Below are 13826 nucleotides of genomic sequence, written 5' to 3' on the forward strand. Positions count from 1 at the left end.
CAGGAGAACGACATGAAAGGTTTGCTGGACCTGTTCAAGCAGTTCACGCCCGACGAGCACTTCGACGCGATCAAGATCGGCATTGCTTCGCCGGAAAAGATTCGCTCGTGGTCCTTCGGGGAAGTGAAGAAGCCCGAGACCATCAACTACCGCACCTTCAAGCCCGAGCGTGACGGCTTGTTCTGCGCCAAGATCTTTGGCCCGATCAAGGACTACGAGTGCTTGTGCGGCAAGTACAAGCGCCTGAAGCACCGCGGCGTCATCTGCGAGAAGTGCGGCGTCGAGGTCACCCAGACCAAGGTGCGCCGCGATCGCATGGGTCACATCGACCTGGCCGCTCCCTGCGCGCACATTTGGTTCCTGAAGTCGCTGCCCTCGCGTCTGGGCCTCGTGCTCGACATGACGCTGCGCGACATCGAGCGCGTGCTGTACTTCGAGGCCTACGTCATCGTCGACCCCGGCATGACGCCTCTGAAGAAGTTCGGCATCCTGACGGAAGAGCAGTACGACGTCGAGCGCGAAAAGCACGGTGAAGAATTCGTCGCCTTGATGGGCGCCGAAGGCATTCAGCGCCTGCTGGCCGACATGGACCTGGACGTTGAGATCGACAAGATCCGCAACGACCTGACTGGCTCCGAGCTCAAGATCAAGAAGAACTCCAAGCGCCTGAAGGTGATGGAAGCCTTCAAGAAGAGCGGGATGAAGGCCGAGTGGATGGTCATGAACGTCCTGCCCGTGCTGCCGCCGGACCTGCGTCCGTTGGTGCCGCTGGACGGTGGTCGCTTCGCGACCTCGGACCTGAACGACCTGTACCGCCGCGTCATCAACCGCAACAACCGCCTGGCGCGTCTGTTGGAGTTGAAGGCCCCGGAAATCATCGTGCGCAACGAAAAGCGCATGCTGCAAGAGTCGGTGGACAGCCTGCTGGACAACGGCCGCCGCGGCAAGGCCATGACCGGCGCCAACAAGCGCCCGCTCAAGTCCCTGGCCGACATGATCAAGGGCAAGGGCGGCCGCTTCCGCCAGAACTTGCTGGGCAAGCGCGTCGACTACTCGGGCCGTTCGGTCATCGTGGTGGGCCCGACCCTCAAGCTGCACCAGTGCGGCTTGCCGAAGCTGATGGCTTTGGAGTTGTTCAAGCCCTTCATCTTCAGTCGCCTTGAGGCGATGGGCATCGCCACCACCATCAAGGCGGCGAAGAAGGAAGTCGAATCTGGCACGCCGGTGGTGTGGGACATCTTGGAAGAGGTGATCAAAGAGCACCCCGTCCTGCTGAACCGCGCTCCCACGCTGCACCGTTTGGGCATTCAGGCCTTTGAGCCGGTGCTGATCGAAGGCAAGGCCATTCAACTGCACCCGCTGGTCTGCGCGGCGTTCAACGCCGACTTCGACGGCGACCAGATGGCCGTTCACGTGCCCTTGTCGATCGAAGCGCAGATGGAAGCCCGCACCCTGATGCTGGCCTCCAACAACGTGCTGTTCCCGGCTTCGGGCGAGCCTTCCATCGTGCCGTCGCAAGACGTGGTGCTGGGGCTGTACTACGCCACCCGCGAGCGCATCAATGGCAAGGGCGAAGGCATGGTCTTCGCCGACCTCGCCGAAATGCAGCGCGCCTTGGACAACGGGCAGGTGGAAATCACCGCCCGCGTCAACGTGCGCTTGACCGAGTACCGCAAGGTGGGCGACGAGTTCGTGCCTGAGCTGCGCCTGCGCTCGACCACCGTCGGCCGTGCTTTGCTGAGCGAAATCCTGCCGAAGGGCCTGCCGTTCGAGAACATCGACAAGGCCCTGAAGAAGAAGGAAATCTCGCGACTGATCAACGCCTCCTTCCGCCGTTGCGGTCTGAAGGAAACGGTGGTGCTGGCCGACAAGCTGATGCAAACCGGCTTCAAGCTGGCCACGCGTGCGGGTCTGTCGATCGCCATCGACGACATGCTCGTGCCGGCCGAGAAGCACACCCTGATCGAGGCCGCTGAGCGCGAAGTCAAGGAGATCGAGAAGCAGTACGTCTCGGGCTTGGTGACCGCCGGCGAGCGCTACAACAAGGTCGTGGACATCTGGGGCAAGGCCGGTGACGACATCGGCAAGAAGATGATGGACCACCTCAAGGTCCAGAAGGTCGCCGACCGCAACGGCAAGCAGGTGGACCAAGAGTCGTTCAACTCCATCTACATGATGGCCGACTCGGGTGCGCGCGGTAGCGCCGCCCAGATCCGTCAGCTGGCCGGCATGCGCGGTCTGATGGCCAAGCCGGACGGCTCGATCATCGAGACGCCCATCACGGCGAACTTCCGTGAAGGCCTGAACGTGTTGCAGTACTTCATTTCCACCCACGGTGCTCGTAAGGGCCTGGCGGACACGGCGTTGAAGACGGCCAACTCGGGCTACCTGACCCGCCGCCTGGTCGACGTGACCCAGGACTTGGTGGTCACGGAAGACGATTGCGGCACCGACCATGGCATGCCCATGCGCGCCTTGGTCGAAGGTGGTGAAGTCATCGAATCCCTGCGCGATCGCATCTTGGGCCGCGTGGCCGCGATCGACGTGGTGCACCCCGAGACCCAAGCCGTCCTGGTGCCGGCTGGCACCATGCTCGACGAAGACACCCTCGACCGGGTTGAGGCCGCGGGCGTGGACGAAGTCAAGGTGCGCACGCCTTTGACCTGTGCCACTCGCTACGGCTTGTGCGGCAAGTGCTACGGCCGCGACCTGGGTCGCGGTGGCTTGGTGAACCACGGCGAGGCGGTGGGCGTGATCGCCGCTCAGTCGATCGGTGAGCCCGGCACGCAGCTGACCATGCGCACCTTCCACATCGGTGGTGCTGCATCGCGCGCCGCGGTGGCCAGCAGCGTCGACGCCAAGAGCGAGGGCTTCATCGGCTTCAACGCCACGATGCGTTACGTGACCAACAGCAAGGGCGACTTGGTGGTGATTTCGCGCTCTGGCGAAATCGTCATCAGCGACCAGCACGGTCGCGAGCGCGAGCGTCACAAGGTGCCTTACGGCGCCGTCTTGAGCGTCAAGGCCGACCAAGCCGTCAAGGTGGGCGCCGTCCTGGCCAACTGGGACCCGCTGACCCGTCCGATCATCACGGAATTCGCCGGCACGGCGAAGTTCGAGAACGTCGAAGAAGGCGTGACCGTGGCCAAGCAGGTCGACGAGGTCACCGGCCTGTCGACCCTGGTCGTGATCGACCCCAAGCGCCGCGGCTCGGCCAAGGTCGTTCGTCCGCAGCTCAAGCTGTTGGACGCCGGCGGCCACGAAGTGAAGATCCCTGGCACCGACCACTCGGTGACCATCGGCTTCCAAGTTGGCGCGCTGATCCAGGTTCGCGATGGCCAAGAAGTGGGCCCTGGCGAAGTGTTGGCGCGCATTCCGGTGGAAGGCCAGAAGACCCGCGACATCACCGGCGGTCTGCCCCGCGTGGCCGAACTGTTCGAAGCCCGCTCGCCCAAGGACAAGGGTGTGTTGGCCGAGCAAACCGGCACCGTCTCCTTTGGCAAGGAAACCAAAGGTAAGGTCCGCTTGCAGATCACGGATCCGGACGGCAAGGTGTGGGAAGAGCTCGTGCCGAAGGACAAGAACATCCTGGTGCACGAAGGCCAGGTGGTCAACAAGGGCGAACCGATCGTTGACGGCCCGGCCGATCCGCAGGACATCTTGCGCCTGTTGGGCATCGAGGAGCTGGCGCGTTACATCGTGGACGAAGTCCAGGACGTGTACCGCTTGCAAGGTGTGAAGATCAACGACAAGCACATTGAGGTGATCGTTCGCCAGATGCTGCGTCGTGTTCAGATCGCCGACCCGGGCGAGTCCAGCTACATCGCCGGCGAGCAGGTTGAGCGCTCGGAGATCTTGGACTCCATCGACAAACTGCGCGCCGACGGCAAGGTCCCGCCGACCTACACCGACGTGCTGTTGGGCATCACGAAGGCCTCCTTGTCGACCGACTCCTTCATCTCGGCCGCCTCCTTCCAAGAGACCACGCGCGTCTTGACCGAGGCGGCGATCATGGGCAAGCGCGACGATCTGCGCGGTCTCAAGGAGAACGTCATCGTGGGTCGCTTGATTCCTGCCGGCACCGGTATGGCGTACCACAAGGCCCGCAAAGCCAAGGAAGAGTTGGACGAAACCGAGCGCAAGGCCATTGCGCTGCAGGAAGCCGAGGAATTGGCGGCCATGCAGTTGGCAGCGCTGGATGCGAAGGGCGAAGGCGACGACGCCTGAGCCGATCCAACGTGAACGTTCAAGGCGGCCTGCGGGCCGCCTTTTTCATGCGCCGCTGAGTCGGGCCAGCGCGGCTTCGGGGGTCTCGATCCACACCGAAAGCAGCTTGGCGCGTTTGCGATGGGCCAACAAGGCCTTGTCCCGGCTCCACAGGCTGCAAGGCCGCAACGCATGGGCCAGGTCCAAAAACATCTGATCGTCAGGGTCGCGACAACGCCAAGGCGAAGGGTTGTCAGGAGGAGGCAAAAGCCGAGGCTGGGGCAGCCCACCGGGTTCGCGACCGGGGCGCGAACCGATGCCGCGCCGCATCATGTAGTGCCACTCTGCCACCATGGCCGCCGTGCCCACCCAATCCAGGGCAGGCAGGATCTGACCCAATCGCTGAACGCGGGGGTCTTCGAACAGCCACAGGTCCAGCAAAACCTGCGTGTCGAGCAAGAGCGGATGGGCAACAGGCTGTGGTCCCAACGCGGCATGGATGCCGCATGCCCTCGGGTAATCCTTGCCCTCAACGCGGTCTTGCATATAATCGACGGCTTTTCTCCGCGCAGCCCAAAGTGCGTCCGCACGCGGCAGATCGTACTGCACCAAGCCGTCAAGGCGGTGCGGGCGGTGGGCGGGGGAAGATTTCGTTAGCTGACTTCAAACGGGAACAAGTCACCCATGCCAACCATCAACCAGCTCGTGCGCCACGGCCGTCAAGCCGAAGTCACGAAATCCAAGTCGCCTGCGATGCAGAACTGCCCGCAGCGCCGCGGTGTTTGCACCCGCGTCTACACCACCACCCCGAAGAAGCCGAACTCGGCACTTCGCAAGGTCGCCAAGGTGCGTTTGACCAACGGTTTCGAGGTCATCTCGTACATCGGCGGTGAAGGCCACAACCTGCAAGAGCACAGCGTGGTGCTCGTGCGCGGCGGTCGTGTGAAGGACTTGCCCGGTGTGCGTTACCACATCGTGCGTGGTTCGCTCGACTTGCAAGGCGTCAAGGATCGCAAGCAGTCGCGTTCGAAGTACGGCGCCAAGCGCCCGAAGAAGTAATCCCCTTTTCGGGGTTCATGGGGGCGAAAGCCATCCCAAGTAAGTGGGCGGTGCCATCGCTGGCCGCCCGAGGCTGATCCAACAGCCAACTGAAGCAACAAAGGAAGAGAAATGCCACGTCGTCGCGAAGTACCCAAGCGCGAGATCCTGCCGGATCCGAAGTTCCACAACGTTGACCTGTCCAAGTTCATGAACGTGATCATGGAGTCGGGCAAGAAGGCCGTCGCCGAGCGCATCATTTACGGCGCGCTGGAGCAGGTGGAGAAGAAGTCTGGCAAAGACCCGCTGGAAGTGTTCACGATCGCGCTGAACAACATCAAGCCGATGGTCGAAGTGAAGTCCCGCCGCGTGGGCGGTGCGAACTACCAAGTTCCCGTGGAAGTTCGTCCCGTTCGCCGGATGGCTTTGGCCATGCGCTGGTTGAAGGAATCGGCGCGCAAGCGTGGTGAAAAGTCGATGGCCCAGCGCTTGGCCAACGAGCTGCTGGAGGCCTCGGAAGGCCGTGGCGGCGCGATGAAGAAGCGTGACGAAGTCCACCGCATGGCCGAAGCCAACAAGGCCTTCTCGCACTTCCGCTTCTAAACTCAGCCCTCTTTGGCCGCCACGGGTTTTCACCAACCCGCTGGCGGCTCACGCATTTCGGAGCAAACCATGGCCCGCAAGACCCCCATCGAGCGTTACCGCAACATCGGTATCAGCGCCCACATCGACGCCGGCAAGACCACCACGACCGAGCGCATCCTGTTCTACACCGGTGTCAACCACAAGATCGGTGAGGTGCACGATGGCGCCGCCACGATGGACTGGATGGAGCAGGAGCAAGAGCGCGGCATCACGATCACCTCGGCTGCCACCACCTGCTTCTGGAAGGGCATGGACCTGTCCTACCCCGAGCACCGTTTCAACATCATCGACACCCCCGGGCACGTCGACTTCACCATCGAAGTCGAGCGCTCGATGCGCGTGCTCGACGGTGCCTGCATGGTCTATTGCGCCGTGGGTGGCGTGCAGCCCCAGTCGGAAACCGTCTGGCGCCAGGCCAACAAGTACAAGGTGCCTCGTTTGGCCTTTGTGAACAAGATGGACCGCACGGGTGCGAACTTCTTCAAGGTCGTTGACCAGATGAAGACCCGCCTGAAGGCCAATCCCGTTCCCATCGTGATCCCCATTGGCGCTGAAGACACCTTCACCGGCGTGGTCGACCTGATCAAGATGAAGGCGATCATTTGGGACGAGGCGTCCCAGGGCATGAAGTTCGACTACCAAGACATCCCGGCCGAGTTGGTCGAGGTGGCCAAAGAGTGGCGCGAAAAGATGGTCGAGGCGGCTGCCGAAGCCAGCGAAGAGCTGATGAACAAGTACCTGGAAACGGGTGACTTGAGCGAGGCCGAGATCAAGGGTGCCATCCGCACCCGCACGATCGCCACCGAGATTCAGCCCATGCTGTGCGGCACCGCCTTCAAGAACAAGGGTGTGCAGCGCATGTTGGACGCGGTCATCGACTTCTTGCCCAGCCCGGTGGACATCCCCCCGGTGGCTGGCACGGACGACGACGACCAAGAAACGACTCGCAAGGCCGACGACAGCGAAAAGTTTGCCGCGCTGGCGTTCAAGCTGATGACCGACCCGTACGTCGGTCAGCTGACTTTCGTGCGCGTGTACTCCGGCGTGCTGAAGTCGGGCGACTCCGTCTACAACCCGATCAAAGGCAAGAAGGAGCGCATCGGCCGCATCTTGCAGATGCATGCCAACCAGCGCGAGGAAATCTCCGAGATTCTGGCGGGCGACATTGCAGCTTGCGTGGGTTTGAAGGAAGTCACGACCGGCGAGACGCTGTGCGACCAAGACGCCATCATCACCTTGGAAAAGATGGTCTTCCCTGAGCCTGTGATTTCGCAGGCCGTGGAGCCCAAGACCAAGGCCGACCAAGAAAAGATGGGCGTCGCCCTGGGCCGCCTGGCCAAGGAAGACCCGTCGTTCCGTGTTCGCACCGACGAAGAATCCGGCCAGACCATCATTTCTGGCATGGGCGAGCTCCACCTGGAAATCATCGTCGACCGCATGAAGCGCGAGTTTGGTGTGGAAGCCAACGTGGGCAAGCCGCAGGTCGCCTACCGCGAAACCATCCGCAAGACGGCCACCGATGTCGAAGGCAAGTTCGTTCGTCAGTCGGGCGGCAAGGGCCAGTACGGCCACGTTGTGCTGACCGTGGAGCCGCAAGAGCCGGGCAAGGGCTTCGAGTTCGTCGACGCCATCAAGGGCGGTGTCGTTCCCCGCGAGTTCATCCCCGCGGTTCAGAAGGGCATCGAAGACACCCTGCCGAACGGAGTGTTGGCCGGCTTCCCGGTGGTGGACGTGAAGGTCACGCTGACCTTCGGTTCTTACCACGAAGTGGACTCGAACGAAAACGCCTTCAAGATGGCAGCGTCGATGGGCTTCAAGGAAGGCTGCCGCAAGGCCTCGCCGGTGATCCTGGAGCCGATGATGGCCGTGGAAGTCGAAACCCCGGAAGACTATGCCGGCAACGTGATGGGCGACCTGTCCAGCCGTCGCGGCATGGTGCAGGGCATGGACGACATGGTTGGTGGCGGCAAGGTCATCAAGGCCGAAGTGCCGCTGTCGGAAATGTTCGGCTACTCGACGACCCTGCGTTCGATGTCGCAAGGCCGTGCCACGTACACGATGGAGTTCAAGCACTACAGCGAAGCTCCCAAGAACGTGGCCGACGCCATCATCACGGCGCGTTCCAAGTAATTCCCCACGGTCTGCGGGCCGCTCGCCATCGGTGCCAGTCCCGATGGAGCGCGGGCGGTCCGACAGACCTTAAACCCACGACTGGTGTTGCTCTTTGTTGGAGAGATTGAAATGGCAAAAGGTAAGTTTGAACGCACCAAGCCGCACGTCAACGTTGGCACGATTGGTCACGTCGACCATGGCAAGACCACGCTGACGGCCGCGATCGCGACGGTGCTGTCGAAGAAGTTCGGTGGCGAGGCCAAGGCCTACGACCAGATCGACGCAGCGCCCGAAGAGAAGGCTCGCGGCATCACGATCAACACCGCGCACGTTGAGTACGAGACCGCCAACCGCCACTACGCGCACGTTGACTGCCCCGGCCACGCCGACTACGTCAAGAACATGATCACCGGCGCCGCCCAGATGGACGGCGCCATCCTGGTGTGCTCGGCCGCTGACGGCCCGATGCCCCAGACCCGCGAGCACATCCTGCTGGCGCGTCAGGTGGGCGTGAAGTACATCATCGTCTTCCTGAACAAGTGCGACATGGTCGACGACGCCGAGCTGCTCGAGCTGGTCGAAATGGAAGTGCGCGAACTGCTGTCGAAGTACGACTTCCCCGGCGACGACACCCCCATCGTCAAGGGTTCGGCCAAGCTGGCCCTGGAAGGCGACACCGGCGACCTGGGCGAGCAAGCCATCATGCGCTTGGCCGACGCCCTGGACACCTACATCCCCCAGCCTGAGCGCGCCATCGACGGTGCCTTCTTGCTGCCCGTGGAAGACGTGTTCTCGATCTCGGGTCGCGGCACCGTGGTGACCGGTCGCGTTGAGCGCGGCATCATCAAGGTTGGCGAAGAAATCGAAATCGTCGGCATCCGCGACGTGCAAAAGACGACCGTCACCGGCGTCGAAATGTTCCGCAAGCTGCTGGACCAAGGTCAAGCCGGCGACAACGTGGGCGTGCTGCTGCGCGGCACCAAGCGCGAAGACGTCGAGCGCGGCCAAGTGCTGAGCAAGCCCGGCTCGATCAAGCCCCACACCCACTTCACGGGTGAGGTGTACGTGCTGAGCAAGGACGAAGGCGGCCGCCACACCCCGTTCTTCAACAACTACCGTCCCCAGTTCTACTTCCGCACGACGGACGTGACCGGTTCGATCGAGTTGCCGAAGGACAAGGAAATGGTCATGCCTGGCGACAACGTCAGCATCACCGTCAAGCTGATCGCCCCCATCGCCATGGAGCAAGGCCTGCGCTTCGCCATCCGTGAAGGTGGCCGTACCGTGGGTTCGGGCGTCGTTGCGACGATCATCGAGTAATCAATCTTGAGGCCGGCGCCCTGAGCAATCGGGGCGTTGGAACACCATGCAAAAGCAAAAAATCCGCATCCGCCTCAAGGCCTTCGATTACAAGCTGATCGACCAATCGGCCCTGGAAATCGTTGACACCGCCAAGCGCACGGGCGCCATCGTCAAGGGCCCCGTGCCCCTGCCGACGCGCATGGAGCGTTTCGACATCCTGCGTTCGCCGCACGTCAACAAGACCAGCCGCGACCAGTTCGAAATCCGCACCCACCAGCGCCTGATGGACATCGTCGACCCCACCGACAAGACCGTGGACGCGCTGATGAAGCTCGACCTGCCGGCCGGCGTGGACGTCGAAATCAAGCTGCAGTGATCGCGGGCGCGTAGCGCCTGCCCTGGAGACAAAGCGGCCCACGGGCCGCTTTGTCGTTTCTGGCGGCGCCCGATTGACTTTTCACAGGCGCTTCTTGTCAGTTCGTGCGCGCAGCCCTATACTCGCGGGCTTTCCCGCATTTTGTGGGGGAGTGCCGCATGCCTGCGCGAGTGGGTGGTGGCAACCAAGGGCGCCCGGCCAATCGCTGTCGGGTGTGTCAAACAAAGGCCTTCGCAATCAAACGTTGGGGGCTGGAGAAAGCAATGAGTCTTAGCAATCGTCTCGGATTGCTGGGCCGCAAGGTGGGCATGATGCGCATCTTCACGGACGATGGCGACACCATCCCCGTGACGGTGCTGGATGTGTCCAACAACCGCGTGGCTCAGGTCAAGACGCAGGAGAGCGACGGCTATACCGCCATTCAAGTGGCGTATGGCGAGCGCAAGGCCTCCCGCGTGAGCAAGCCGGAAGCTGGTCACTTCGCGAAAGCGGGTGTGGAAGCCGGTGAACTGCTGAAGGAATTCCGTGTGTCGGCCGACGTGGCCGCCGAATACAAGCCGGGCGCCGCAGTGCCCGTGACCTTGTTTGCTGTGGGCCAGAAGGTGGACGTGCAGGGCACTTCCATCGGCAAGGGCTTCATGGGCACGATCAAGCGCCACAACTTCGGCTCGCAGCGCGCGTCGCACGGCAACAGCCGTTCGCACAATGTGCCGGGTTCGATCTCGATGGCGCAAGACCCGGGTCGCGTGTTCCCGGGCAAGAAGATGTCGGGTCACCAGGGCGACGAAACCGTCACCACCCAGAACCTCGACATCGTCCGCATCGACGAAGCCCGCCAGCTGTTGCTGGTGCGTGGCGCCGTCCCGGGCAGCAAGAACGGCCACGTTGTGGTTCGTCCGGCTGTCAAAGTCAAAGTGAAGGGGGCCCAGTGATGCAACTCGAGCTCCTGAACGAACAAGGTCAAGCCTCGGGCAAGGTCGACGCGTCTGACGCCGTCTTCGCCCGTGACTACAACGAAGCCCTGGTTCACCAAGTGGTTGTGGCCTTCCAGGCCAACGCCCGCCAAGGCACCCGCGCTCAGAAGGATCGTGGCGAGGTTCATCACTCGACCAAGAAGCCCTTCCGTCAGAAAGGCACCGGCAACGCCCGTGCTGGTATGACCTCGTCGCCGCTGTGGCGCGGAGGCGGTCGGATTTTCCCGAACCGCCCCGACGAGAACTTCACGCACAAGCTGAACCGCAAGATGTACCGCGCCGGCATGGCCGCCATCTTGTCGCAGTTGGCCCGTGAAGGCCGCTTGGCGGTCGTGGACTCGATCAAGGTCGAGGCCCCGAAGACCAAGTTGCTGGCTGCCAAGTTCAAGGCTATGGGCCTGGAGTCGGTCCTGGTGATCGCCGACGAAGTCGACGACAACCTGTTCTTGGCTTCGCGCAACCTGCCGAACGTGCTGGTGGTCGAGCCCCGTCACGCCGACCCGCTGTCGCTGGTGCACTTCAAGAAGGTGCTCGTGACCAAGGCCGCCGTGGAGCAGCTCAAGGAGATGTTCGAATGAGCGCGCCCAAGTTCGATGAGGGCCGTCTGGCCCAGGTGCTGCTGGCCCCGATCGTGAGCGAAAAGGCCACGCAAGTCGGCGAAAAGCACAACCAAGTCCTGTTCAAGGTCATGCGCGACGCCACCAAGCCGGAAATCAAGGCCGCGGTGGAGTTGATGTTCAAGGTCGAAGTGGCTTCGGTCAGCGTCGTGAACGTCAAGGGCAAGACCAAGCGCTTCGGTGGCCGTGTCGGTCGCCGCGATCACGTCAAGAAGGCCTATGTGGCCCTCAAGCCGGGTCAAGAGCTGAACTTCTCCGGGGAGGCTGCGTAATGGCCGTCGTCAAAGTCAAACCGACCTCGCCCGGCCGCCGTGCCGTGGTGAAGGTGGTGCACGCCCACCTGCACAAGGGCGCGCCTGAGGCCTCGCTGGTCGAGCCGCAGAAGCAGAAGTCGGGCCGTAACAACAACGGTCACATCACGATGCGCCACAAGGGCGGTGGTCATAAGCACCACTACCGCGTGGTTGACTTCCGTCGCAACAAGGATGGCATTCCCGCGAAGGTGGAGCGCATCGAGTACGACCCGAACCGCACGGCACACATCGCTTTGGTGTGCTACGCCGACGGCGAGCGTCGCTACGTGATCGCCCCGCGTGGTTTGGCCGTGGGCACGGTCCTGCTGTCGGGCGCTGAAGCGCCGATCAAGCCGGGCAACACCCTGCCGATCCGCAACATCCCCATCGGCTCGACGATCCATTGCGTCGAACTGCTGCCGGGCAAGGGTGCGCAAATCGCCCGCTCGGCTGGCACCTCGGTCACCCTGATGGCCCGTGATGGTGCCTACGCGCAGATCCGTCTGCGCTCGGGCGAAGTCCGTCGCGTGCATATCGACTGCCGCGCCACCCTGGGCGAAGTCAGCAACGAAGAGCACAACCTGCGCCAATACGGCAAGGCCGGTGCCAAGCGTTGGCTGGGCATCCGTCCGACGGTCCGTGGTACGGCCATGAACCCGGTGGACCACCCGCACGGTGGCGGCGAAGGCCGCACGGGCGAAGGTCAAGTGCCGGTGTCGCCGTGGAACACGATGACCAAGGGCTTCCGCACCCGCAGCAACAAGCGCACGCAGACGTTCATCGTCTCGCGTCGCAAGAAATAAGGGGTTGACCACATGAGTCGCTCGCTTAAAAAGGGCCCGTTCGTTGACGCCCACCTGATGGCGAAGGTCGAGAAGGCCGCCGCCAACAAGGACAAGAAGCCGATCAAGACCTGGTCGCGCCGCTCGACGATCCTGCCCGAGTTCATCGGTCTGACCGTGGCCGTGCACAACGGCCGCCAGCACGTCCCCGTGTACGTGACCGACCAAATGGTTGGCCACAAACTCGGCGAATTCGCGCTGACGCGGACCTTCAAGGGTCACCCGGCCGACAAGAAGGCCGGTAAGAAGTAAGGATGCCCACGATGGAAACCAAAGCAATCGTTCGTGGCGTCCGCCTCTCCTGCGACAAGGGCCGCCTCGTGGCGGACCTGATCCGTGGCAAAAAGGTGGACCAGGCGCTGAACATCCTGACCTTCACCCAAAAGAAGGCCGCCGGCATCATCAAAAAGGCTCTGGAGTCGGCCATCGCCAACGCCGAGCACAACGACGGTGCCGACATCGACGCCCTGAAGGTGACCTCCATTTACGTGGAGCAAGGCACCGTTCTGAAGCGTTTCACCGCGCGCGCCAAGGGTCGTGGCAACCGCATCAGCAAGCCCACGTGTCACATCTACGTGACCGTCGGCAACTGAGGGGGCTAAGAGGACTATGGGACAAAAAATCCATCCGGTTGGCTTCCGCCTGCCCGTCACCCGCAACTGGTCGTCGCGCTGGTACGCGTCGAGCCGCAACTTCGCCGGCATGCTGGCCGAAGACCTGAAGGTTCGCGAGTTCCTGAAGGCCAAACTCAAGAACGCGGCCGTGTCGCGCATCTTGATCGAGCGTCCCGCCAAGAACGCCCGCATCACCATTTACTCGGCTCGCCCGGGTGTGGTCATCGGCAAGAAGGGCGAAGACATCGAAGCGCTGAAGGCCCAACTCGGCAAGCTCCTGGGCGTGCCGGTGGCGGTGAACATCGAAGAAGTGCGCAAGCCTGAAGTCGATGCACAACTGATCGCCGACTCGATCACCCAGCAGCTGGAAAAGCGCATCATGTTCCGCCGCGCCATGAAGCGTGCCATGCAGAACGCCATGCGCCTGGGTGCCCAAGGCATCAAGATCATGTCGGCCGGTCGCTTGAACGGCATCGAAATCGCGCGCACCGAGTGGTATCGCGAAGGCCGAGTGCCTCTGCACACCCTGAAGGCTGACATCGATTACGGTTTCAGCGAAGCCAAGACCACCTATGGCGTCATCGGCGTCAAGGTCTGGGTGTATCGCGGTGACCGCCTGGCGAACGGCGAAGCCCCCGTGCTCAAGAGCGTGGAAGGCGAAGACGATCGTCGCAACCGCCGTCCGGGCCGTCCTGGTCCGGGTCGCGGCCGCGATGGCAAGCCGGGTGAGGGCGGTGACCGCCCTGCAGCCAAGCGCGTGGTGCGCAAGCCGGCTGATGCCGGCGCCGCGCCCAAAGGAGAGTAAAC

Annotated in this window: 14 protein-coding genes; 13 read left to right on the forward strand and 1 reads right to left on the reverse strand. The window is 62.7% G+C overall.

Going from position 1 to position 13826, the window contains the following annotated elements; genetic code table 11:
• The first annotated feature begins 12 nt into the window (after positions 1-12).
• On the forward strand, positions 13-4227 hold the full coding sequence (gene rpoC / locus EOD73_RS08890) for a DNA-directed RNA polymerase subunit beta' (RefSeq protein ID WP_127682641.1): 4215 nt from the start codon (positions 13-15) through the stop codon (positions 4225-4227).
• A gap of 45 nt (positions 4228-4272) precedes the next feature.
• Here the strand turns inward: rpoC and EOD73_RS08895 are convergent, their stop codons facing one another.
• A complete protein-coding gene (locus EOD73_RS08895) occupies positions 4273-4665 on the reverse strand; it encodes a PIN domain-containing protein (RefSeq protein ID WP_164846011.1) in 393 nt (130 codons plus the stop codon).
• A 225-nt stretch (positions 4666-4890) separates the two neighbouring features.
• Between EOD73_RS08895 and rpsL the strand changes: the two genes are divergently transcribed.
• The 12 genes from rpsL (at position 4891) to rpsC (ending at position 13824) form a co-directional block, all read left to right on the forward strand.
• Positions 4891-5265, forward strand: coding sequence for a 30S ribosomal protein S12 (rpsL, locus tag EOD73_RS08900; protein ID WP_102766011.1), 375 nt, complete (start codon positions 4891-4893; stop codon positions 5263-5265).
• 111 nt (positions 5266-5376) lie between these two features.
• A complete protein-coding gene (rpsG, locus tag EOD73_RS08905) occupies positions 5377-5847 on the forward strand; it encodes a 30S ribosomal protein S7 (protein ID WP_127682643.1) in 471 nt (156 codons plus the stop codon).
• Positions 5848-5916: 69 nt separating this feature from the next.
• Positions 5917-8019, forward strand: coding sequence for an elongation factor G (gene fusA, locus EOD73_RS08910; RefSeq protein WP_127682644.1), 2103 nt, complete (start codon positions 5917-5919; stop codon positions 8017-8019).
• Positions 8020-8130: 111 nt separating this feature from the next.
• Positions 8131-9321 (forward strand): elongation factor Tu, encoded by a 1191-nt coding sequence (tuf, locus tag EOD73_RS08915; RefSeq protein ID WP_127682633.1) that lies wholly within the window; start codon positions 8131-8133, stop codon positions 9319-9321.
• A 46-nt stretch (positions 9322-9367) separates the two neighbouring features.
• On the forward strand, positions 9368-9679 hold the full coding sequence (gene rpsJ, locus EOD73_RS08920) for a 30S ribosomal protein S10 (RefSeq protein WP_127682645.1): 312 nt from the start codon (positions 9368-9370) through the stop codon (positions 9677-9679).
• Between the two features lie 263 nt (positions 9680-9942).
• Positions 9943-10611: a 50S ribosomal protein L3 gene (gene rplC / locus EOD73_RS08925; protein WP_127682983.1), complete on the forward strand. Its 669-nt coding sequence runs from the start codon at positions 9943-9945 to the stop codon at positions 10609-10611.
• Complete coding sequence (gene rplD, locus EOD73_RS08930; protein ID WP_127682646.1) at positions 10611-11231, forward strand: 50S ribosomal protein L4; 621 nt, start codon at positions 10611-10613, stop codon at positions 11229-11231. Before rplC ends, rplD begins: the two co-directional genes overlap by 1 nt.
• The gene (gene rplW / locus EOD73_RS08935) at positions 11228-11542 is read left to right on the forward strand and encodes a 50S ribosomal protein L23 (RefSeq protein WP_127682647.1); all 315 of its coding nucleotides are present in this window, start codon (positions 11228-11230) and stop codon (positions 11540-11542) included. The genes rplD and rplW overlap by 4 nt, the downstream gene beginning before the upstream one ends.
• Entirely contained in the window at positions 11542-12366 is an 825-nt protein-coding gene (gene rplB / locus EOD73_RS08940; protein ID WP_127682648.1) for a 50S ribosomal protein L2, read from the forward strand. The genes rplW and rplB overlap by 1 nt, the downstream gene beginning before the upstream one ends.
• A 12-nt stretch (positions 12367-12378) precedes the next feature.
• Positions 12379-12657, forward strand: coding sequence for a 30S ribosomal protein S19 (gene rpsS / locus EOD73_RS08945; RefSeq protein WP_127682649.1), 279 nt, complete (start codon positions 12379-12381; stop codon positions 12655-12657).
• An 11-nt stretch (positions 12658-12668) separates the two neighbouring features.
• On the forward strand, positions 12669-12998 hold the full coding sequence (gene rplV, locus EOD73_RS08950) for a 50S ribosomal protein L22 (RefSeq protein ID WP_127682650.1): 330 nt from the start codon (positions 12669-12671) through the stop codon (positions 12996-12998).
• Positions 12999-13014: 16 nt separating this feature from the next.
• Complete coding sequence (rpsC, locus tag EOD73_RS08955) at positions 13015-13824, forward strand: 30S ribosomal protein S3 (RefSeq protein WP_127682651.1); 810 nt, start codon at positions 13015-13017, stop codon at positions 13822-13824.
• Positions 13825-13826: the final 2 nt, after the last annotated feature.

This window comes from Inhella crocodyli (genome assembly GCF_004004565.1).
GTDB classification, from domain to species: Bacteria; Pseudomonadota; Gammaproteobacteria; order Burkholderiales; family Burkholderiaceae_C; genus Inhella; species Inhella crocodyli.

Bases quoted from the DNA above. Each gene is read 5' to 3' on its own strand.
- rplW (WP_127682647.1), top strand. From the start codon at position 11,228: ATGAGCGCGCCCAAGTTCGATGAGGGCCGTCTGGCCCAGGTGCTGCTG.
- rplD (WP_127682646.1), top strand. From the start codon at position 10,611: ATGCAACTCGAGCTCCTGAACGAACAAGGTCAAGCCTCGGGCAAGGTC.
- rpsJ (WP_127682645.1), top strand. From the start codon at position 9,368: ATGCAAAAGCAAAAAATCCGCATCCGCCTCAAGGCCTTCGATTACAAG.
- rpsC (WP_127682651.1), top strand. From the start codon at position 13,015: ATGGGACAAAAAATCCATCCGGTTGGCTTCCGCCTGCCCGTCACCCGC.
- rplB (WP_127682648.1), top strand. From the start codon at position 11,542: ATGGCCGTCGTCAAAGTCAAACCGACCTCGCCCGGCCGCCGTGCCGTG.
- fusA (WP_127682644.1), top strand. From the start codon at position 5,917: ATGGCCCGCAAGACCCCCATCGAGCGTTACCGCAACATCGGTATCAGC.
- tuf (WP_127682633.1), top strand. From the start codon at position 8,131: ATGGCAAAAGGTAAGTTTGAACGCACCAAGCCGCACGTCAACGTTGGC.
- rplV (WP_127682650.1), top strand. From the start codon at position 12,669: ATGGAAACCAAAGCAATCGTTCGTGGCGTCCGCCTCTCCTGCGACAAG.
- rpsG (WP_127682643.1), top strand. From the start codon at position 5,377: ATGCCACGTCGTCGCGAAGTACCCAAGCGCGAGATCCTGCCGGATCCG.
- rpsL (WP_102766011.1), top strand. From the start codon at position 4,891: ATGCCAACCATCAACCAGCTCGTGCGCCACGGCCGTCAAGCCGAAGTC.
- rpoC (WP_127682641.1), top strand. From the start codon at position 13: ATGAAAGGTTTGCTGGACCTGTTCAAGCAGTTCACGCCCGACGAGCAC.
- rpsS (WP_127682649.1), top strand. From the start codon at position 12,379: ATGAGTCGCTCGCTTAAAAAGGGCCCGTTCGTTGACGCCCACCTGATG.
- rplC (WP_127682983.1), top strand. From the start codon at position 9,943: ATGAGTCTTAGCAATCGTCTCGGATTGCTGGGCCGCAAGGTGGGCATG.